The sequence below is a fragment of the Brucella lupini genome, from assembly GCF_002252535.1.
GTDB lineage: Bacteria > Pseudomonadota > Alphaproteobacteria > Rhizobiales > Rhizobiaceae > Brucella > Brucella anthropi.
In genome coordinates this window covers 21,793-41,110 of record NZ_NNRN01000062.1, presented here as the reverse complement: position 1 = coordinate 41,110, position 19,318 = coordinate 21,793, and the positions used below count along the sequence as shown (strand labels likewise).

Sequence of the window (19,318 nt, the reverse complement as noted above, 5' to 3'; positions counted from 1 at the left end):
TGGTCTGAGCAACCAGACCGCAGCGAAGATGCTCCAGTCATTCAAAGGGAACCAAAGAACCGCTGAAGGCGATCCATGGCTTCATTGACACGTGCAAGCGATTGCGAACCGAAACAGACACGCAAATGCCCTTCACCGCCCGCTCCGTAAAAACTCCCCGCTTCCAGCACAACGCCCGCCTCTGTCATGATGCGTTCGGCCATGTCCTGCGACTTAAGACCCAATGCAGCGATTTTGGGAAACGCGTAGATCGTGCCTTCCGGCCAGTCGCACGTGACACCAGACATTTGATTTAACCGCGACACGACAATGTCGCGCTTTACTTTGTCTTCCGTCACCAGTTCGGCCAATATCTCCTCCGGCCCTGAGATCGCCGCCAGCGCCCCCGCCTGAATGAATGTGTTCACGTGAGTGACGTCGTTGGTCGTGATCTTCAAGATACCTTCGATCATATGCTGCGGTGCTGTGAGATACCCAAGTCGCCAACCATCCATGGCAAAACTCTTGGTAAAAGCGAACATTGAAATCGTTCGCTCCTTCATGCCGGGCAACGAAGCGATCGAAACATGGCGCGCGCCATCGAACAGTATCTCTTCGTAAACCTCGTCAGAAACCACCACCAGATCGTGACGGCGAGCAATATCCGCCAGAACTTCCAGCTCCTCGCGACTGTAGACCCGTCCCGTCGGGTTACACGGATTGATCAGAACAATCATTTTTGTGCGGGCCGTGATCTTCGGTTCGATCAGTTCCGCCTTGATCGAGAAACGGTCGCTGGCATCCAGCGGCGCCAGAACAGGTTTGGCTCCGGCGAGTTCTATCTTGCCGATATGCTGAGGATAATAAGGTTCCAAGAGGATTGCCTCGTCGCCCGGGTCAAGCAGCGCCATGAAAGCGGCAAAGGACGCATGGGTCAGCCCGTTAGTGACAACGATATCGGAGGCTGAAACATCCATGTCATTCTTCTCACGCAGACGGGCGGCCAGGGCTTCGCGCAATTTTGGGATTCCCTGAAAATGCGAATAATGGACATCGCCTGCCATCAATGCATTGACCGTCGCCTGCTTGATATGCAGTGGCGTATCGGCATGGGGGCTGCCAAGCTCCATGTGGATGAGGTCACCGGCATCCGCTCCGAGTGCCGCCGCCCGGGCATACATGCCAAAAGATTTGCTGGAACTTTCGGTGATGCGTCTGGCAAGGCGGATCATGAATCTATCTCTCCTGTTGTTTTCCGTCTCAGCCCCGCCCCTCAGCGAGTGTCAAAGCCGGCCTTCCGGGAGCCTGGTCAGCTTGGCGTAATCAAACCAGCACCGTCCTGTCCCTTTGTTTTCACATCTTCGTCGTGAGCACACTGCATGAACGCAGCTTCAACCTGGATTGGCTTCCCAACATGCGCGCATCTAAAGATCATTTGATCAAATAAGCAAGTGAAATATTCCCTGGTAATTTCTGCAAGTGCAGGAATTATATCATTCCTCATATCCAATTGTTATTGTTGTGTTTTTTATCGTACCTCAACGCGAAGGCAGAGAGTAGATCAGTCATCCATATCGAATGGCGGAGCTGGGAATGCTATTCCTCATTGTCATCAATGAGGTGATTGCCGACCGATTTTTTGAGACACTTCATATCTCTCAGCAACGAAGCGATGGTGTCGCGATCGACCTCGGCCATCAGATCACGTAACCAGCTTTCATGGACCCGCGCCATTTCTGCGAACACCGTCTGCCCAGAATCAGTCAATCGCGCGACGGTAACGCGTCTGTCGGCACCGGGTGTTTCACGACGCACAAGACCGTCGGCTTCCAATCGCTCAATCAAGCCGGTGATGTTGCCATTCGTCACCATGGTCCGGCGCGAGAGTTCCCCGAGCCGTAACCCGTTCGGTTCCCGGTAAAGTTGGGCAAGAATGTCGAATTGTGGCAGCGTGACACCAAATTCTTTGCGCAGACGGCGGCGGATTTCCTGTGAAACCAGTCTGGTTGTTGCAAGCATACGCAGCCAGAGGCGCAACTCCTGCTTTTCGCTCTCATCGACTTCGGTGACTATAAATTCGAGATCCATTATCCGCCCGGTGCATATCGTTGCGCTGCAATCAATGAGAATTGCGCCAGACAGCCGATATTTCAAGCCTAAATTAACCTGACCGCTACACCCCTGCCCTTTATTGGTCGGCAGATCACACAAAAACCTTCCCTTAAAGCAATCGAACTGTGAAGAATGCCGTCGACATGCGAGCCCAGTTTTTACAGATGACCGATATTATACTTGAATGCATATAACTGCATTACCTTGCACGAGGTTTCACTACCAGTCACGACAGGACGCACGGACAAAAAAGTCCAGAAAATTCGGTTTATTGGCGAACGCTCTTCTGCCGCGAGAAAATTCCTGGAAGATTCTGTAAAAGAGATACTTGCAAGAGCATATTCCCTGCCATAGGCTTCGAGTGAACGTCCGAAAGAGACCGGTTCATCAAGGACCGCACAATAATGCCGGCGCCGGCTCAGGGCGAAATGGGGATTTCATGAACGATACATCTGCTCTTTCCAGCCTTGCGTCCGGACTGCTGTCTGGCACCGTCAAGGTCGTTGACATCACCGCACCACTCGGTCCGGATACGCCCGTCCTTTACCTTCCCCCACAATTCGGCAAAAACACACCGAACGTTAAAGTTCACACTATCAGCCAATACGATCAGAATGGTCCGTTCTGGGCCTGGAATTGGATAGAGCTTGGCGAGCACACCGGCACCCATTTCGATGCCCCGTGTCACTGGATCACCGGCAAGGATCACTCCAACAACACCACCGATACGATCCCGCCACAGAACTTCGTTGCTCCTGTAAACGTAATCGACCGTTCCGCACAAGCCGCCGCCGACGCTGATTATCTGCTGACGGTTGATAGCATCAGGGAATGGGAAGCAGAGCATGGCGAAATTGAAGCCGGGTCATGGGTTTTGATGCGCACCGACTGGTACAAGCGCAATGGTTCGGCCGATACATTTCTGAATGCCGATGAAAACGGCCCGCATTCTCCGGGACCAACCGTTGAAGCAATCGAGTATCTGCTTTCCAAAGGCATTATCGGTTGGGGTCAGGAAACAGTCGGTACGGATGCAGGATCCGCAGGAGCCATGACCCCTCCATTTCCGGCACACAACCTCATGCACAAGGCAAACCGATACGGACTGGCAAGCCTGAGCAACCTTGATCAGCTACCGGCCAAGGGGGCGATCCTGATCGCAGCACCCTTGAAATTCGTGAAAGGAACCGGCTCGCCGGTCCGTGCACTCGCACTCGTCGTCGGAGAAAAAACGACCGGACAGTAGCATCTGCGACAAGGAAGTCCTGCACCGAGCCAAGAAAGTCTGCGTCACATACTATAAAGTATGTTGCGATTCACTGTCTCCAGCGATTGGAGGCAGTGAGAGTGCCTTTGATTGAACTGATTTCGAATGGTCGGTGATCGAACCAGTTCTTCCGACCACAGTGCGCGGCAAGCCTCATGTCGATGAACAGCACATTTCGAACGGTATTCTCTGGCATCTGAGAACAGGTGCACCCGCATTCCAGTTCGGTACGATCCTCTTCTTGGAGGCTTGCTTTAGGAGTTTTTGCCTCTTTCGTCATTGCGCAGGCGGTGCGGGCGGAAAATCGCCTTGCAACTGTGGCGACGGCGAAGATGGCTGCAGCTCCGGTTCAGGGGCCAGCGGCGACGGATTATCCATCATATTGCCGCTATCTGGCTCCGGATTGGGCAGAGACGTATCGGGCTTGTCGCCGAAAATGCCGAGACGCGCTTCCACAGCCTTACGACCCGCTTCATCATAGGCACCGCCCGGAGCGGCCTTCGCCCAGCCATTGGCAACCAGCCATGCGGCTGCATCTTCATTGCCCAGCATGCATTCGGTCGCCACCGCAGCACCGCTGTCATTTTGCGGCAGGCGGCACATAACGGCACGGGAACGCAACCATTGCCGGAAGGCAGTGCGCGCCTGCATGCCGCACGGCCAGCTTTCACCGGAAGCGGTCTGGCAGGTCTGTTCTAAGGGTACGATTTCGATGCCCTGCAATTCAATCATACGGCCCTGACTTTCAAGCCGTCCGGCCGCCACAGCGACAGGTCGCTGCAAAAGCTGCATCTGTTCGCCCGCATCGACAGGCGTGGCCGGTGCCGGTGGCTCTGGCGGTTTGGGCGTGGATGCAAGACCGAGATCGCTCAGCGGTGGACGCGGTGCCTCGCGTTCAATGCCGTTGTCATTCACCTGGTCGTTGACCTTGCCGTTCTCTTTCCACGCAGGCGGCTGCCCTTCAACGGGGGCGGCTTGGCCCGGTTGCGGCGACGTCTCCTCTGAGGCATTGCCCGTTTCAGGCGATGTCCCCGGCTCGTTATAGTCGAACTGTTCGACGACGATGCCGTTTCCCGTACCGGATTCTGTCTTCGTATCACTGGAGTTGATGACGACCACCGGGCGATCCAGTGCACCATAGAACGGCGCCACGAAGGCTGCGATCAGAACTGCGCCTGTTATGCCAGCCAGACCGCCGAAAACGGCGCGTGCATGGCTTCTATCCTGCGATTGCGCCATTACTGGCTCGCCCATAAAATGCGGGCGACCCATTCGATATCCTTGGACTCGAAAATGCGGTTCGGATGTTCGGGATTGAGCGAATGGAGCTCAATGGTTCGTGGCGTCTGGCGATGCAGGATCTTGGCCATCACTTCTCCGTCTTTCGTCCGCACCACCACGCGATCGCCCCGGCGAATGGCGGTATTGGGTGCTACGATCAGCGTATCGCCATCACGGTAAAGGGGCAACATTGAGTCGCCCGAAACCTCCAGCGCGTACACACCTTCTCCCGATCCGGCTGGGAATTCCACAATGTCCCAGCCTTGTCCAGCCGGAAACCCGGCATCATCGAAATAGCCGCCAGCGCCCGCTTCGGCCATGCCGAGCAATGGAATGGACGGCATGTCCTGCGTATATTCGCCGAATTGCGGCGTGCGATTTTCGCCACGGATGAGCCGCGTGAATTCATCGAACGTCGAGCCGGTTGCTTCCATCACCTTGGCCAGCGATTCCGTCGAAGGCCAGCGCGCACGCCCATCGGAAGCATAGCGCTTGGATTTGTTAAAGGTCGTAGGGTCGAGCCCTGCACGACGCGCCAGCCCGGACGCGCTCAGGGAATGACGTTCAGCCAGGGCATCAATGGCCGCCCACACGCTCTCGTGAGAAAACATAGTAATGATCCGCCACCTAGGTTCCGACATATCTTCCTGAATAATCCCCATCAGGAAAGATATGCTTCAAAGGATTTTAAACCTATTATTCCGTCCCATCTTCAGCTTCAACCTACCGAAAAAGCAGTAATTGCGCAAGACGGCTGAATTAACAGGGAAAATTTTCTTATCCTGGATATGGTGCAGTTCAGCTATGGCAAGGAGCACAAACAAAAAGCGCGGCATGAAACATGCCGCGCCTGATAATCTTGCGAAGGGTTAAACTTACGCTGCCTTCTTTGCTTCCGTCTTGTACGGGTTGAAACGCTGGTAGAAGCTTTCACCGTTTTCGGCCATGTCGAGCAGAAGTTTCGGCGCCTTGAACTGCTGGCCGTACTTCTTCTGCAACTCCTTGGCAAGCTTGACGAATTTCTTCGCACCCATACCGTCGATATAGGACAGCGTACCGCCGGTATAAGGCGCGAAACCAAAGGCAAGAATGGAGCCGACATCGGCTTCACGCGGATCGGTGACAATGCCTTCTTCCATCACGCGGGCAGCTTCCAGAGCGATGGTGACGAGGAAACGTTCCTTCAGCTCGTTCACATCGATCTTGTCCGGGTTCTGCTGCGGATACAGATCCTTGAGGCCCGGCCACAGCTGCTTCTTGGCGGGCTTTGCCGGATAATCGTAGAAGCCCTTGCCGTTCTTGCGGCCCTTGCGGTCGAACTCGTTGACGAGACGATCCACCAGTTCCACATGACGCGGATCGACCGCCTTTTCGCCAAGATCGGCAAGCGTTGCCTTGAGGATCTTCTGCGACAGGTCGATAGCGGTTTCGTCGTTGAGCGCAAGCGGACCAACCGGCATACCGGCCATACGGGCGGCATTTTCGATCATGGCCGCCGGAACACCTTCAACCAGCATGTTGTAGGCTTCCGACATATAGCGCAGCACGCAACGATTGACGTAGAAGCCACGCGTGTCGTTGACGACAATCGGCGTCTTCTTGATCGCACGAACGTAATCAAGGGCTACGGCCAGTGCCTTGTCGGACGTCTTTTTGCCAAGGATCACTTCCACCAGCATCATCTTGTCGACAGGCGAGAAGAAGTGAATGCCGATGAAGTTCTTCGGACGCTTTGAGACTTTGGCAAGACCAGTGATCGGCAGGGTCGAGGTGTTGGAAGCAAAGACTGCGGAAGTCTTGAGCACTTCCTCGGCCTTCTCAGTCGCAACACGCTTGACTTCGCGGTCCTCGAACACGGCTTCGATCACCAGATCGGCACCTTCGAGAAGCGCATAATCAGGCGTTGCGGTGATGAGCGACAGGAGCTTTTCCTTGTCTGCTTCCGTCGCGCGGCCCTTCTGCATTTCCTTGGCGATGAGGTCAGCCGTATGCGCCTTGCCCTTGTCGGCAGACTCCTGATCGCGGTCGATCAGCACAACCGGGATGCCTGCCTTGGCCGTCACATAGGCGATGCCTGCACCCATGAAGCCAGCGCCGATAACGCCGATCTTCTTGAGCTTGGTCGGCTTTTCATCGACCGGACGGCGTGCGCCCTTGTTCAATTCCTGCAGCGACACGAAGAGCGAACGGATCATCATGCCCGCTTCGGTCGTCTGGAGAATTTCGGTGAAATAGCGCTGCTCGATCTTGAGGCCGGTATCGAACGGCACCAGCAGGCCTTCATAAACCGACTTCAGAATGGCAAGCGCTGCCGGATAATTGCCGGATGTTTCGCGACGCAGGATTGCCGTTGCGGCAGGCCAGAGATTCGCACCGGCAGCCGAATAGATCGCGCCTCCCGGCAGTTTGAAGCCTTTTTCATCCCATGGCTGAACCGGCTTGAGACCGCCCTTGATGAGCTTCTTTGCGGTTTCGACCAGCTTCTTGGCCGGAGCAATCTCGGTGACGAGACCCATTGCCTTGGCGCGCTGCGCGGTCAGGCTGGAGCCGGTCGTCATCATCTGGAGCGCATCCTGCTGATTGGCAAGGCGCGGAACGCGCTGCGTGCCGCCAGCGCCCGGAAACAGACCGACTTTCACTTCCGGCAGAGCCATCTTCACGCCCGGTGCATCCGACACCACCCGTGCATGGCAAGCGAGCGACATTTCAAATGCGCCGCCCATGCAGGTGCCGTTGATAGCCGAAACCCAAGGCTTGCCGCAAGTTTCAAGCTTGCGGAAAAGACCGCTCATCTTGCCGACATTGTCGAACAGGGTCTGGACCGCGCCCTGCGGGTCTTTGGCCTTCTGCTTCTGGAATTCCTTGAACATGCCTTCCAGCATGGTCAGGTCCGCGCCGCCAGAGAAGCTGTCCTTACCTGACGTAATAACAACGCCCTTGATCTTATCATCGGCAGTCACCGCGTCGATGATGGAATTCAGTTCCTGCATCGCCTCGACGGTGAAGACATTCATCGACTTTTCAGGCATGTCCCAGGTGACGAGAGCAATGCCATCGGCGTCGGTTTCAACTTTGAAATTTACATAAGCCATTCGTAAAACCTCCCTCGCCTTAAACGCGCTCGATGATTGTCGCCGTGCCCATGCCGGCACCGATGCACAAGGTCACCAGCGCGGTGTTGAGATCGCGGCGTTCCAGTTCATCCAGCACCGTACCGAGGATCATAGCGCCGGTTGCGCCGAGCGGATGGCCCATGGCAATGGCACCGCCATTGACGTTCATCTTGTCGTGCGGAATGTCGAAGGCCTGCATGTAGCGCAGAACAACAGCGGCAAAGGCTTCGTTCAGCTCGAACAGGTCGATGTCCGAGATTTTCATCTTCGCCTGCTTGAGAAGCTTTTCCGTGACATCGACCGGGCCGGTCAGCATGAGCGCTGGTTCAGAGCCGATGTTGGCGAAAGCACGAATGCGCGCACGCGGCTTGATATCGAATGCCTTGCCAGCCTTCCTGGAGCCAACCAGAACGCCAGCCGCACCGTCGACGATGCCCGACGAGTTACCAGCATGGTGGACGTGATTGACGGTTTCGATTTCCGGATGAGCCTGAATGCCGACCGCATTGAAGCCGCCCATTTCGCCCGGCATCACGAATGACGGGTTGAGCTGGCCCAGAGCCTGCATATCGGTCGTCGGGCGCATGTGCTCGTCATGGTCGAGAATGGTCAGGCCATTCTGGTCCTTGATCGAAATGACCGAGTTCCTGAAATAGCCCTTTTCCCACGACTTGGCGGCACGCTTCTGGCTTTCGACAGCATAGGCATCGACGTCATCGCGGCTGAAGCCATATTTCGTGGCAATCAGATCAGCAGAAACACCCTGCGGCATGAAATAGCCGGGGAAGCCGACCGATGGGTCCATGTACCAGGCACCGCCCGACATGCCCATGCCGACACGCGACATGCTTTCCACGCCGCCTGCAATCACCAGATCGTCGGAACCGAAGGCGACCTTGGCTGCTGCCAGATTGACCGCATCGAGGCCCGAGGCGCAGAAACGCGAAATCTGGATGCCCGGCGCCTTGAAGTCGTAACCGGCTTCAAAAGCTGACGACCGCGGGATGACCGCACCAGCTTCACCGACCGGGTCGACGCAGCCAAAAATAATGTCATCGACCTTTGCCGTGTCGATACCGTTGCGGTCGCGCAGGGATTCCAGAACCTTCGCACCCAGACGAACGGCAGGCACTTCGTGCAGGCTGCCATCCTTCTTGCCACGTCCGCGCGGTGTGCGCACGTGATCGTAAATATAAGCCTCAGCCATGTTGACTCCTTCCCGCTAAATTCGAAATTTAGCTCAATCCCTAACTCAGAATGTGTCCGCGTTGAGCGCCATCATCGAATCCGCGCCCGACTGGATGCGTGCGAGATGTGCTGCGCTTTCCGGCATGATCCGCTCGAAATAATAGCGCGCGGTAACAAGCTTAGCTTCAAGGAACGCCTTGTTGCCTTCGCCACTGCCAAGCTTTTCTTCCGCGATCTTGGCCATGCGCGCCCACATGAAGCCGAGCGCCACCAGACCGAACAGATGCATATAGTCGTTGGAGGCGGCACCTGCATTGTCGGGCTTGGCCATCGCATTCTGCATCAGCCACATGGTGGCGGCCTGAAGATCGTTGAGGCCCTTCTTCAGATGTTTGGTGCAGAAAGAAAGCGTCTCGTTCTCACGGTTAGCTTCGCAGAAATCGCCCACTTCCTTGAAGAAGGCGGTGATTGCGCGGCCACCGTTAAGCGCCAGCTTGCGACCGACGAGGTCAAGCGCCTGAATGCCGTTTGCACCTTCATAGATCATCGCGATGCGCGCATCGCGCACATACTGGCTCATGCCGTGTTCTTCGATATAGCCGTGCCCGCCGAAGACCTGCTGCGCCATGACGGCGTGTTCAAATCCCTTGTCGGTCAGAACGCCTTTCAGAACCGGCGTCAAAAGACCAACGAGATCATCTGCTGCCTGACGTTCCGCCTCATCGCCTGCACGATGGGCGATATCGGAGTTGAGTGCCGTCCAAAGGATAAGCGCCCGACCGGCTTCGTTGAAAGCACGGATATTCATGAGGTTGCGGCGGATATCCGGATGCACGATGATCGGATCGGCCTTCTTGTCCGGTGCCGCAGCACCCGAAAGCGCGCGGCCCTGAATGCGCTCACGCGCATAGATGGCAGCATTCTGGTAAGCGGTTTCGGCAATCGAAAGGCCCTGCAAAGCTACACCAAGACGCGCTTCATTCATCATGGTGAACATGGCGCGCAGACCCTTATGGGCTTCACCGATCAGAAAACCCTTTGCCTCGTCATAATTCATGACGCAGGTGGAGTTGCCGTGAATGCCCATCTTTTCTTCGATGGAACCGCAGGAGACGCCGTTACGCTCGCCGGGATTGCCATTTTCATCAAGAATGAACTTCGGCACGATGAACAGCGAAATGCCTTTCACGCCCTCCGGCGCGCCGTCGATACGGGCCAGCACCAGATGGATGATGTTTTCGGACATGTCGTGTTCGCCAGCCGAGATGAAAATCTTCTGACCGGAAATCTTATAGGAACCGTCTTTTTGCGGCGCGGCGCTGGTGCGCAGCAAGCCCAGATCCGTACCGCAATGCGGCTCGGTCAGGTTCATCGTGCCGGTCCAGGTGCCTTCCACCATCTTCGGCAGATAGGTGTCCTTCTGCTCATCGGTGCCGTGGGTCAGGATTGCGGCAATCGCACCCTGCGTCAGGCCCGGATACATGGTGAGCGCCATATTGGCTGACGACATATATTCGCCGACAGCCGTGTGCAGGAGATAAGGAAGCCCCTGCCCGCCATATTGCTCCGGCACGGCAAGGCCGAGCCAGCCGCCTTCGCGATAAAGGTCGTAAGCCTGCTTGTAGCCTTTCGGCGTCGTCACCGAACCATCCGAATGACGCTTGCAGCCTTCGCGATCAGCGGTCTGGTTGACCGGAAACAGGGTGCCCTCGGCGAGCTTCGCACCTTCAGACAGGATTGCCTCGACGACATCGGGCGACGCGTCGGCAAAGCCCGGCAGATTGTTGTAGCGCTGATAATTCAGAACGTCATTGAGAACGAAATTCGTATCCTCAACTGGCGCGCGATAGCTCGGCATAGAAATCCTCCAAATTCACCACCTGAGCCGTTCCGCGATGGCTGGAACGAGCCCGTAACCGCGTTTCATGCCTGCATGCCACATTATAGCAAAACGTTGTGACAGCGCGCATGTTGCAACAAAAAGGGATGATTTTCTGCGAAAACAGCCATTTTTGCCGCTTTTTTGACTGACCACATCACGGAATTCGCGCTCGTCCAGTCAATTTCGGCTCGAAGCTAACCTACTTTGACGTTTCCGTAAACGTCAAAAATTACACAAGTTCGTGCGGGACGGGGAAATGTTCATGTAAAGACGCTTTTCATCCTGATAGTGGTCGAAGGGAAAGTGTGATAAGCGCCTGCAAGCAACAACAGGAGTATAGTGGTGAGCGAACCTACTGTAGCGGAAGCGACAGACCGAATTTATGAATCGCTTCAGGCGGATAATGTCGACATCGATTTACATATCGCCGCCCTGAAAGCAGCGCTTGAGCGCGCGGGCCTGAAAGAGGCTGTGTTCGATCCGGCCAAGCTGGTGCAGAACAATCGCTCCGGCAGGAAGCTCATGCAGGCATATTTTCGCCAGCGTGGTGTTATGGTCAAATTTGCGGCTTCGTGAACGGTCATTTTTGACCGGTAACGCGAGCTGAACGGTGAAAATCACGCCGATTACGTAGACCGGATGACCACATGTGAGACATGAGAAAGGCGGCAATTCTGCCGCCCTTCTACTATTCATCGACCCTTGAAGGCTTACTTGACCCATACAACGCGGCGGGTCTGCGTATCGATCAGAGCCGGACGATCTTCCACATAAACATAGGAATAAGTCGGCTGCTCAGGAACAGCCACCAGAGGCACATCCTCGGGGATGACCATACCTTCGGCGATATCTCCTTCGATGATGACCGGATCAACCGGATTGGTTTCGATGTAAGTCACGACTTCATTCGGCACCAGCGGACCGGCATTCGGCCCTTCGGTATAATAGACGACCTGACGGTTCTGCATGGAAACGATCACCGGTTCACCATTGACATAGATGTAACCGAAACCCGGATTGTCGGGGATCGGATGAACCGCGATTGCATCAGGGAGAACATAACCGTCACTGATTTCGCCCTCAATGACGACCGGGTCCGAAGGATTTGCAATGACATAATCGCGTGCTGCCTGAGGCACTTCGATAAGCACTCGATCCTGCGCCAGCGCAAAACCGGAGCTGGTGAGAAACGTCGCTACGGTCAGAACAAGAGCTTTTTTCATTGTCGGCCTCACTTTCGCATCAGAGCGAATTCGATCTGATTGGATCAGACCGGCGCTCCATCTGTTCGTTCTGGGCACATCTTGGATGCGCCATCAGTCGCAAGGCTGGAATAACCCCGTCGATGCGTCGAGGTTCCCACTCCACGGCACACTTCATGCAACAGGCTGAAACATTCGGACCTGCCAGGCGGAGTTCGCTCCGACTTCGATCTGGCCGAGGCCGCACATTCGTGGATGCACACATATACCCAAATTAAAAAGATGACGGCGAATAATTGTGAACCGTAGTTTCATCGTCCAAAGCCGCCCCAGAGCGCACTTGGCGAGACACAAGTCGATACAAGTTTTCAGGAATCCCAGAACGAAGCCTTCCGGAAGCTTCCTTGCGGATAATTCAGTTATCCGAAAATTACATTTCAATTTTTAGCGCTAGTTAAATTAGACAATGTAGATTGAGAAATCTTACCCAGCAAGTTGCTATTTTAAGATCGATCTAAATCCAGTTAAGATGGCTTTGTTTTCAACGAACAGGAGGTTTTAAAACTCTTTCTTATTGCTAAACGCGACCCGTTCTTGCTCTGCAAGCAACATCTGTGTTGGTGGATTAGACCAAACACAGCATGCGGAGCAAAAACGGAGGATGCAAAATGGCTTGTATATTACCGATACAGGATAGGCTATTCCGTCATTCCCCGTATGGCGTCAAGGTCTAGATTGCATTCTAAAGGCGTTGATTTTTATATATATTTTTTATTACGAGCAAATAGGCTGCCCTTATCTGTCCTGCCAATCAGATAGGGGCAGCCATATTTTCAAACTTCATACACCCGCAATCAAAACGACTGTCGCCCCATTCGTGCGAGGATGGTTCGCAGCTCTTCAACCGACCGATCCACCTCGTCCTTCTTCTTCTCAAGCTCGACCAGTTTTTCCTTGAAACGCTTGCGTAGCTTCTCCACTTCGACAGCGTCGCGGGTCTCATTTTCCCACACGCTGATCAACTGTCCCATCTCGCTCAGTGTGAAGCCGATGCGCCGCCCAAACAGGATAAGACGCAAGCGTGTATGGTCGTTGTAATCATAAAGCCGCGTCACGCCCGCGCGGCGTGGATTGAGCAATCCCTTGTCTTCGTAGAAGCGCAAGGCGCGCAACGTCAGGTCGAACTCCTCCGCTAGATCGCCGATCCGGTATAGTTGACCGCCTGACTGACCTTCCTTTCGCATATTCCCGCTTGCGCCGGTTAGCAAATCCGCAATTGCTAAATCTGCGACCAGCCCTGGTGCGTTAGCCTGTTTACTCATGTCCTACCCTGTTTCCGCCCCCGGAAACGCCCGGTCACCGCGCGATTGCGCGATGGAACCACTGTTGATGACAGCTCACATTGACATTGCTGTCAGTGCCGTAGCTTCGATTTACATTTTGCCGCCGCGGTTCACGCATCTTTCGTATTCGATAGATCCGCTTTTCATGCCGGGTCGCGTTTGACACGCTGAATTCAGCCCGCTCAACCATGGGATGCTATTCGGCATCCACGAAAGCACTCACTTAGCCGCATATATTAACGAGTTATTTACCACGTTTGTACAAATGTAAGCAGAGCAAATTCTTGCCTGTTGCGCTGGTGAAATTTGCTCCCGGCGGCCTCTATCATTAGAAAAAGTGAATTTATCATGGCAAATCCAGATATGGCGTCAGGTTCACGATCAATTATTGACGATTTGAATGCCCGCCGCGAGCGCCGAGCGTCATCACCTGCCATGGAAGAACTGAACCGCACGCTGGCGAGCCTTGAGAAACGCCTGATGGATCTGGAACAGGACAGCGCCCCGGACGTGCGTGATATTCTGCGTTCCGAACGTCACCCAGTTCGCCATCCGGACGAGACTGTAACCGGCCTCGCCGAGATTGCCGAAAATCTGCGTCGGATGCGCGGTAGCCATGAAGAGCCGCAGCCGAAGCCGCATTATGCCTCAAGCGCCGAGGTCAGCCGTGCCAGCCGCGAGATGACCCGCCTTCAGCGCGCCGCAAGCGAAGAAGGCTTTTCACAGCAGATGAGCGATGATTTCGAGCGTATCAACGACAGTGTACGCCTTCTCGCCGAACGCAGCAGTGAGGCAAACGCGCAGGCGCTCCGCCGCCAGCTCGAAGAGCTCAATCGCACCGTCCAGAGCCTCGCGCGCGAAGAAACACTGCATCGTCTCAACAATCGTTGGGATCGCTTCGACGCGCGTTTCGAGGCCTTCGAACAGCGCCACAACGCCGTCGATCCGGCGTTGGATGCGATAGGCTCGCGACTTGAGCAGGTGCGCGACGCCATCGGTACGTTGCCCCAGTCGAACCGCCTGAGCGCAATCGAGGATCGCATCGGCCAGCTCGCGAATTCCATCGAGGAATCGCTCAGCCCACAACACGCGTCGTCGCTCGATCAGAGCCGTCTGCAGCAGATCGATGAGCGGCTGGACGAAATCAGCCGCGCTATCATCGCCACCAGCCGCGCCCAGCGCCCGGATCAGGACAGTGCGCGCCGACTGGAGCGTATCGAAAGCCGTTTGGCAGAGCTCGCAGAACAGCTCGCCACTTCGGCAACGCAGCAGAATTCCGACACGCTCTATCGCAAGCTCGGCGAACTTTCCTCTCGCATCGACGGTCTTTCAAGCGGCTCAGCGCTACCGGAAGGCGTCATCGACCAGCTCGCACACCAGATTAACCTGCTTGCCAATCAGGTTGGCAAGGTCATGGAGAATCTGAACCAGTCCGACTATCACGTTGTAGAGGCGCGTCTTGAAGCCATCGGCGAGAAGCTCGAAGCTGCCGAGCGCCGGGTAGAGGAGCCGCATCCTTCCGTTCTGGACAAAATCGACCGCCGCTTTGCAGAACTGACCGAGCGTCTCGACGCGCAATATGCCACGCAGCATGTCGACAACAGCGCGATCCACACTCTGGAAGGCCGCCTCGACGATCTTTCGCAGCAGATTTCACTGGGTCTGCTTCAGGCGCCGACCTATGACGGCCCTGGACTGGATGTGAAGGCAATCCGCAGCCTCGAAGATCAGATTGCAAATATCGCCCATCATCTTGCGCAGCCCGTTGCCGAGATCGCAGAATTGAAGCCGCGTCTCGATTCCATCGAGCGCTCCATCGCCTCCAATCGCGAAACAGTGCTGGATGCAGCGCGCGAAGCTGCCGAAAGTGCTGTCGCGCGCGTTCTGCAGCATGGATCACATGGCGACAGCGTGATCGCCCGGCAACTCGCCGAAGACATGAAATCGCTCGAGGCCCTGGCGCGCAATTCCGACGAGCGCAACGGCAAGACATTCGAGACCGTCCACGACACATTGGTCAAGATCGTTGATCGTCTGGCCAGGCTTGAGCAAGACGTGGCAGGCAAATCAGACACGTCGGACACTGAAAAACCGGCCTTCACCAGCCCCAACGCTGGATCGCCGCGTCCGTCGGCACCACGTTCCCCGGCTGCAGCGGCAGCGGAAGCAGCTTTTGCAACCGTCCAGAGCGAAGCCGGTCCCGCCGATACGCAGGCAGGTGACTTGACCGGGAAGTCATCGCTCTTCGGCGGTTTCGCGAAAGCTATACGCGGTCGCCGCGCCGACAAATCCGTCGGAAAGAACGACGAAACGCTCGAAGCCAGCGCTTTTGACGCGACGCTTGATGCGCCAGCCTTTGAAAGCGATCTTGCGGCCATCGAGCCGATCACACGCGAAGAACCGGAGCTGGAAACGACACCATCCCCTCGCCCTCAGGGCGAAGGCATGCCGGACCTCAATTCGATTATGAAGCGGGTGCGCGAAGAACGCCGCCAGCGCGAAGATGCTGCCGATCTGGCCCTTGCAGCCAACGGCAAGGTGGACTTCATCACGGCGGCCCGGCGGGCCGCGCAGCTTGCCGCCGCCGAATCCGAACAGCTTCAGAAGGGCGCGACCAAGCGCACCGGTAAGAAAAAGTCATCAGTCGGCGACATGATCCAGCGCCAGCGTAAGCCGATCCTGATGGCAATCGGTGCTGTGATGATCGCGATGGCCGGCCTGCAGATCGGCTCAGCTTTCCTCAACCGCGACGAGCCGGTGGAAGCCGCACTTGATACGGTGCCGCCTCAGATCGACACAACTGCCGCCGATAATACACCTGTGCCAGCCGACGAAATCGCTGCAAAAATCGCGTCGGACACCACACCTGCGCTCGAGCCGTCCGCCCCCGCAACAGTGCCTCCGGTTACGGAGCTGCGCTCGGAGAAAGTTGCGCAGGAAGAAATCCCGGAACCAGGAAACGAGCAGCAGGCGGCGGTGGAAATACCGACACAGGTTGAACAGCCTGCCGCAACAATCGCCAATCCGGTGAAGCCTGTTGAAACGGCGGCATCGGCCGAACCTGCCGCAAAGCCTCAGGCGGCCATTCCGCCTGTACCGGAAGAAGCCGGTCCGGCAGCGCTTCGCGTGGCTGCGGCCAAGGGCGATGCTCGTGCGCTCTTCGAGGTCGGCAATCGCTATATGGAAGGTCGCGGCGTTGCCGCCGACTTTGCCAAGGCGGCGAAATGGTATGAGATTTCTGCAGGTCAAGGCTTTGCCCCGGCGCAATATCGTCTCGGCAACTTCAACGAGAAGGGCCTTGGCATGGCCCGCGATCTCGAAAAGGCCAAGACCTGGTACCAGCTTTCAGCGCAGCAGGGTAACGCCAGCGCGATGCACAACCTCGCCGTCCTTTTCGCAACCGGCGCCAATGGAAACCCTGACAATGCTTCCGCCGTGCGCTGGTTCACCGATGCCGCCGAACTCGGCGTGAAGGACAGCCAGTTCAATCTCGGAATCCTTGCGGCCAAGGGACTGGGCATGCCAGTCAATCTGGAAGAAAGCTACAAGTGGTTCTCGCTTGCCGCCAATGCTGGTGACAAGGATGCTGCCGACAAGCGCGACCAGATTGCCAAGGCATTGAAACCGGAACAGCTTGAACGCGCCAAGGATTTGGTCAAGCTCTGGAAGGCCAAGCCGCTCGATCAGGCAACCAACTCCATCGACGTCCCGGATGCTTGGACCGAGAGCAAACCGCTCACCACCGGCTCGGTGGATATGAAGAAGGCTGTTCGTAACATCCAGCTTATTCTCCAGAAGAACGGCTACGACGTCGGCACTGCCGATGGCTTGATGGGCGGCAAGACCCGCGCTGCAATTGCCGCCTTCCAGAAGGCGAATGGCCAGACGCCGACCGGCGACGTTGACCAGCAACTGGTCCAGCTTCTTCTCGAGAAGAACAAGTAACACGTTGAAGTAAATCGGATTTTTCGAGGGCAGCAGAAGCTGCCCTTTCTCGTTTCAATCACAAGCGTCTGAAAGAAGTGACAGGTTGAATCGACTCGTTGAGCCTTATTATCTAAGCCCTATCAACGAGGGGATAGACGATGCTCTTGCACGTAAACAACGACATGGAAAACGGGATCATCGCGAAGATTCCCCTCGCGCTCGACAAGGACATCAAAAGCTTCCAGGGAGATGCGATCGACTTTGAGATTTCTTCCGGCGACAAGCAACTTATCCCTGCCGAGGATATTCATCCGTACAAATCCATTTTCAAAGTCCTATCCGGCAGTTTCGAGCTGAAGAACATCTTCATAGGCGTGTCGTTCAATGCGAACTTCACCACACCAGACGGCAAAAAGACCTGTCTCACACGGTCCAGCCCTATGGAAGAATGGAATGTCATGAATGGCAACTACTATGCCGAAAGCATGAACTGCTTTGGCTTCAAGTCCAGCAGCCGCTTTGCTGGAAACTTCAGCGTAAACCTGACCAATCCCTATCTTTATATCATAAAGAACGGCAGCCTGACCGACAGTAAAATGTCCGACAACATTTCGATCCGTGCACAGTTTTACCCATCGTCTGGTCATTCCGTCATCACGCCGAAAGAAGATATCAATATCGTCATCAGCAACCGACAGAACGCTACCGACTGATCGACAGTGCATCGTGGCCAGATTGCGCTCATGTATTTCCTATATATTCTATGGGATTATACCAACAATGACTGTTTTAAGCTCTCTTCTAGGCTCTTTTTGTTGTTCTTAAACAACACCTAGCATTTTTCCTCGAATAGAGTTTCGCGAGATAACTTTATCAGCAATCGGCGTTTGACTTCGCGATGGCGACAGAGCAAGACATTATGAGAAGTGGCCGGGCTGAAACTCACGTGTGGAGTTAAGCCTAACTACTTGTTTTCATGCATTTCCGCACGCAGAACAGTTTCATAATTTTGCCGGAGATGTTTTAGTAGAGTGAAACATCTTGCGGAGAAGCGCGACCGCAAGCAGCTGTGTGTCATGCGTTCGTGAAAGCCGGGTTCGGAATTGGGTATTTATCTTCCCATTGCGGAATTATCGGTCAACATGCTGGTTCTTCTCGGCATGGGCGCCGCCGTGGGTTTTCTCTCCGGACTGTTCGGCGTCGGCGGCGGCTTTCTGATCACGCCGCTTCTGATCTTTTATAACATTCCACCTGCAATCGCGGTCGCCACCGGTGCCAATCAGGTCATCGCCTCGTCGGTTTCCGGCGCACTGGCGCATTTCAAACGTCGCACGCTCGATATCAAGCTCGGCCTGTTTCTCGTGGCGGGTGGTATATTGGGTTCCCTCGTCGGTATCTTCGTGTTCTCGTGGCTGCGCGATCTCGGCCAGTTGGACCTGATCGTTTCCATCCTCTACGTCTTTTTTCTCGGCACTGTCGGCGGTCTGATGCTGGTGGAAAGCCTGCGCGCCTTGCGCCGCGTAAAAAAGGGACAAGCAGGTGCTGTGCGGCGGTCCGGCCAGCATACGTGGATACACCGCCTGCCATTCAAGATGCGGTTTCGCGCCTCCACCATCTATGTCAGCATCATTCCGGTTCTCGGCATCGGCTTCTTCATCGGCCTTCTGTCATCGGTGATGGGTGTCGGCGGCGGTTTCATTATGGTTCCGGCGCTCATCTATCTGCTGCATGTTCCGACCAATGTGGTTGTCGGAACCTCGCTGTTTCAGATCACCTTTGTGACCGCAGTCACGACCGTCCTGCAGGCAACGACCAACCAGTCCATCGATATCGTACTTGCTTTCCTGCTGATGGTTGGCGGCGTGATCGGTGCGCAATATGGCGCACGCGCGGGCCAAAAACTGCGCGGCGAACAGTTGCGCCTTTTGCTGGCGCTTCTCGTGCTTGCCGTTGGCCTGCGCCTCGCCTTTGGCCTGTTCGTGCGGCCCGACAATCTGTTTTCCATTTCGATTGCGGATATCTGA

At 55.7% G+C, this 19,318-nt stretch carries 14 protein-coding genes and 1 pseudogene; 6 read left to right on the top strand and 9 right to left on the bottom strand.

Going from position 1 to position 19,318, the window contains the following annotated elements; genetic code table 11:
* Positions 1 to 41: 41 nt before the first annotated feature.
* Positions 42 to 1,211, bottom strand: coding sequence for a pyridoxal phosphate-dependent aminotransferase (locus CES86_RS23645; protein ID WP_012093361.1), 1,170 nt, complete (start codon positions 1,209 to 1,211; stop codon positions 42 to 44).
* A gap of 364 nt (positions 1,212 to 1,575) precedes the next feature.
* Positions 1,576 to 2,190, bottom strand: a complete 615-nt coding sequence (locus tag CES86_RS23635) for a MarR family winged helix-turn-helix transcriptional regulator (RefSeq protein ID WP_235820019.1) — start codon at positions 2,188 to 2,190, stop codon at positions 1,576 to 1,578.
* A gap of 340 nt (positions 2,191 to 2,530) precedes the next feature.
* Here CES86_RS23635 and CES86_RS23630 point away from each other — a divergent pair, with 340 nt between their 5' ends.
* Complete coding sequence (locus tag CES86_RS23630; RefSeq protein ID WP_010659209.1) at positions 2,531 to 3,337, top strand: cyclase family protein; 807 nt, start codon at positions 2,531 to 2,533, stop codon at positions 3,335 to 3,337.
* Positions 3,338 to 3,470: 133 nt separating this feature from the next.
* Positions 3,471 to 3,572 (top strand): annotated as a pseudogene (locus CES86_RS28075) (IS5/IS1182 family transposase); the annotation flags it as partial.
* A 62-nt stretch (positions 3,573 to 3,634) separates the two neighbouring features.
* Here CES86_RS28075 and CES86_RS23620 read toward each other — a convergent pair.
* The 5 genes from CES86_RS23620 to CES86_RS23600 form a co-directional block, all read right to left on the bottom strand.
* The gene (locus tag CES86_RS23620; protein WP_094515570.1) at positions 3,635 to 4,597 is read right to left on the bottom strand and encodes a thermonuclease family protein; all 963 of its coding nucleotides are present in this window, start codon (positions 4,595 to 4,597) and stop codon (positions 3,635 to 3,637) included.
* The gene (locus tag CES86_RS23615; RefSeq protein WP_094515569.1) at positions 4,597 to 5,250 is read right to left on the bottom strand and encodes a S24 family peptidase; all 654 of its coding nucleotides are present in this window, start codon (positions 5,248 to 5,250) and stop codon (positions 4,597 to 4,599) included. Before CES86_RS23615 ends, CES86_RS23620 begins: the two co-directional genes overlap by 1 nt.
* A gap of 264 nt (positions 5,251 to 5,514) precedes the next feature.
* Entirely contained in the window at positions 5,515 to 7,731 is a 2,217-nt protein-coding gene (locus tag CES86_RS23610) for an FAD-dependent oxidoreductase (RefSeq protein ID WP_094515568.1), read from the bottom strand.
* Between the two features lie 19 nt (positions 7,732 to 7,750).
* Positions 7,751 to 8,959 (bottom strand): acetyl-CoA C-acetyltransferase, encoded by a 1,209-nt coding sequence (locus tag CES86_RS23605; RefSeq protein ID WP_094515567.1) that lies wholly within the window; start codon positions 8,957 to 8,959, stop codon positions 7,751 to 7,753.
* Between the two features lie 45 nt (positions 8,960 to 9,004).
* Positions 9,005 to 10,798 (bottom strand): acyl-CoA dehydrogenase C-terminal domain-containing protein, encoded by a 1,794-nt coding sequence (locus CES86_RS23600; protein WP_094515566.1) that lies wholly within the window; start codon positions 10,796 to 10,798, stop codon positions 9,005 to 9,007.
* 363 nt (positions 10,799 to 11,161) lie between these two features.
* On the opposite strand from CES86_RS23600, the gene CES86_RS23595 reads away from it, so the two are divergent.
* Positions 11,162 to 11,398 (top strand): hypothetical protein, encoded by a 237-nt coding sequence (locus tag CES86_RS23595; protein WP_029926552.1) that lies wholly within the window; start codon positions 11,162 to 11,164, stop codon positions 11,396 to 11,398.
* 134 nt (positions 11,399 to 11,532) lie between these two features.
* On the opposite strand, the gene CES86_RS23590 is transcribed toward CES86_RS23595, so the two are convergent.
* Both CES86_RS23590 and CES86_RS23585 read right to left on the bottom strand, forming a co-directional pair.
* The gene (locus CES86_RS23590) at positions 11,533 to 12,045 is read right to left on the bottom strand and encodes a DUF1236 domain-containing protein (protein ID WP_094515565.1); all 513 of its coding nucleotides are present in this window, start codon (positions 12,043 to 12,045) and stop codon (positions 11,533 to 11,535) included.
* An 833-nt stretch (positions 12,046 to 12,878) separates the two neighbouring features.
* Positions 12,879 to 13,346 (bottom strand): MerR family transcriptional regulator, encoded by a 468-nt coding sequence (locus tag CES86_RS23585; RefSeq protein WP_094515564.1) that lies wholly within the window; start codon positions 13,344 to 13,346, stop codon positions 12,879 to 12,881.
* A gap of 369 nt (positions 13,347 to 13,715) precedes the next feature.
* Between CES86_RS23585 and CES86_RS23580 the strand changes: the two genes are divergently transcribed.
* The 3 genes from CES86_RS23580 (at position 13,716) to CES86_RS23570 (ending at position 19,318) form a co-directional block, all read left to right on the top strand.
* The gene (locus tag CES86_RS23580) at positions 13,716 to 17,312 is read left to right on the top strand and encodes a peptidoglycan-binding protein (protein WP_094515563.1); all 3,597 of its coding nucleotides are present in this window, start codon (positions 13,716 to 13,718) and stop codon (positions 17,310 to 17,312) included.
* A 140-nt stretch (positions 17,313 to 17,452) separates the two neighbouring features.
* Positions 17,453 to 18,007: a hypothetical protein gene (locus tag CES86_RS23575; protein WP_012093372.1), complete on the top strand. Its 555-nt coding sequence runs from the start codon at positions 17,453 to 17,455 to the stop codon at positions 18,005 to 18,007.
* 429 nt (positions 18,008 to 18,436) lie between these two features.
* Complete coding sequence (locus CES86_RS23570) at positions 18,437 to 19,318, top strand: sulfite exporter TauE/SafE family protein (RefSeq protein WP_029926549.1); 882 nt, start codon at positions 18,437 to 18,439, stop codon at positions 19,316 to 19,318.

Bases quoted from the DNA above. Each gene is read 5' to 3' on its own strand.
- CES86_RS23645 (WP_012093361.1), bottom strand. From the start codon at position 1,211: ATGATCCGCCTTGCCAGACGCATCACCGAAAGTTCCAGCAAATCTTTT.
- CES86_RS23630 (WP_010659209.1), top strand. From the start codon at position 2,531: ATGAACGATACATCTGCTCTTTCCAGCCTTGCGTCCGGACTGCTGTCT.
- CES86_RS23620 (WP_094515570.1), bottom strand. From the start codon at position 4,597: ATGGCGCAATCGCAGGATAGAAGCCATGCACGCGCCGTTTTCGGCGGT.
- CES86_RS23615 (WP_094515569.1), bottom strand. From the start codon at position 5,250: ATGTTTTCTCACGAGAGCGTGTGGGCGGCCATTGATGCCCTGGCTGAA.
- CES86_RS23610 (WP_094515568.1), bottom strand. From the start codon at position 7,731: ATGGCTTATGTAAATTTCAAAGTTGAAACCGACGCCGATGGCATTGCT.
- CES86_RS23605 (WP_094515567.1), bottom strand. From the start codon at position 8,959: ATGGCTGAGGCTTATATTTACGATCACGTGCGCACACCGCGCGGACGT.
- CES86_RS23600 (WP_094515566.1), bottom strand. From the start codon at position 10,798: ATGCCGAGCTATCGCGCGCCAGTTGAGGATACGAATTTCGTTCTCAAT.
- CES86_RS23590 (WP_094515565.1), bottom strand. From the start codon at position 12,045: ATGAAAAAAGCTCTTGTTCTGACCGTAGCGACGTTTCTCACCAGCTCC.
- CES86_RS23585 (WP_094515564.1), bottom strand. From the start codon at position 13,346: ATGAGTAAACAGGCTAACGCACCAGGGCTGGTCGCAGATTTAGCAATT.
- CES86_RS23580 (WP_094515563.1), top strand. From the start codon at position 13,716: ATGGCAAATCCAGATATGGCGTCAGGTTCACGATCAATTATTGACGAT.
- CES86_RS23575 (WP_012093372.1), top strand. From the start codon at position 17,453: ATGCTCTTGCACGTAAACAACGACATGGAAAACGGGATCATCGCGAAG.
- CES86_RS23570 (WP_029926549.1), top strand. From the start codon at position 18,437: ATGCTGGTTCTTCTCGGCATGGGCGCCGCCGTGGGTTTTCTCTCCGGA.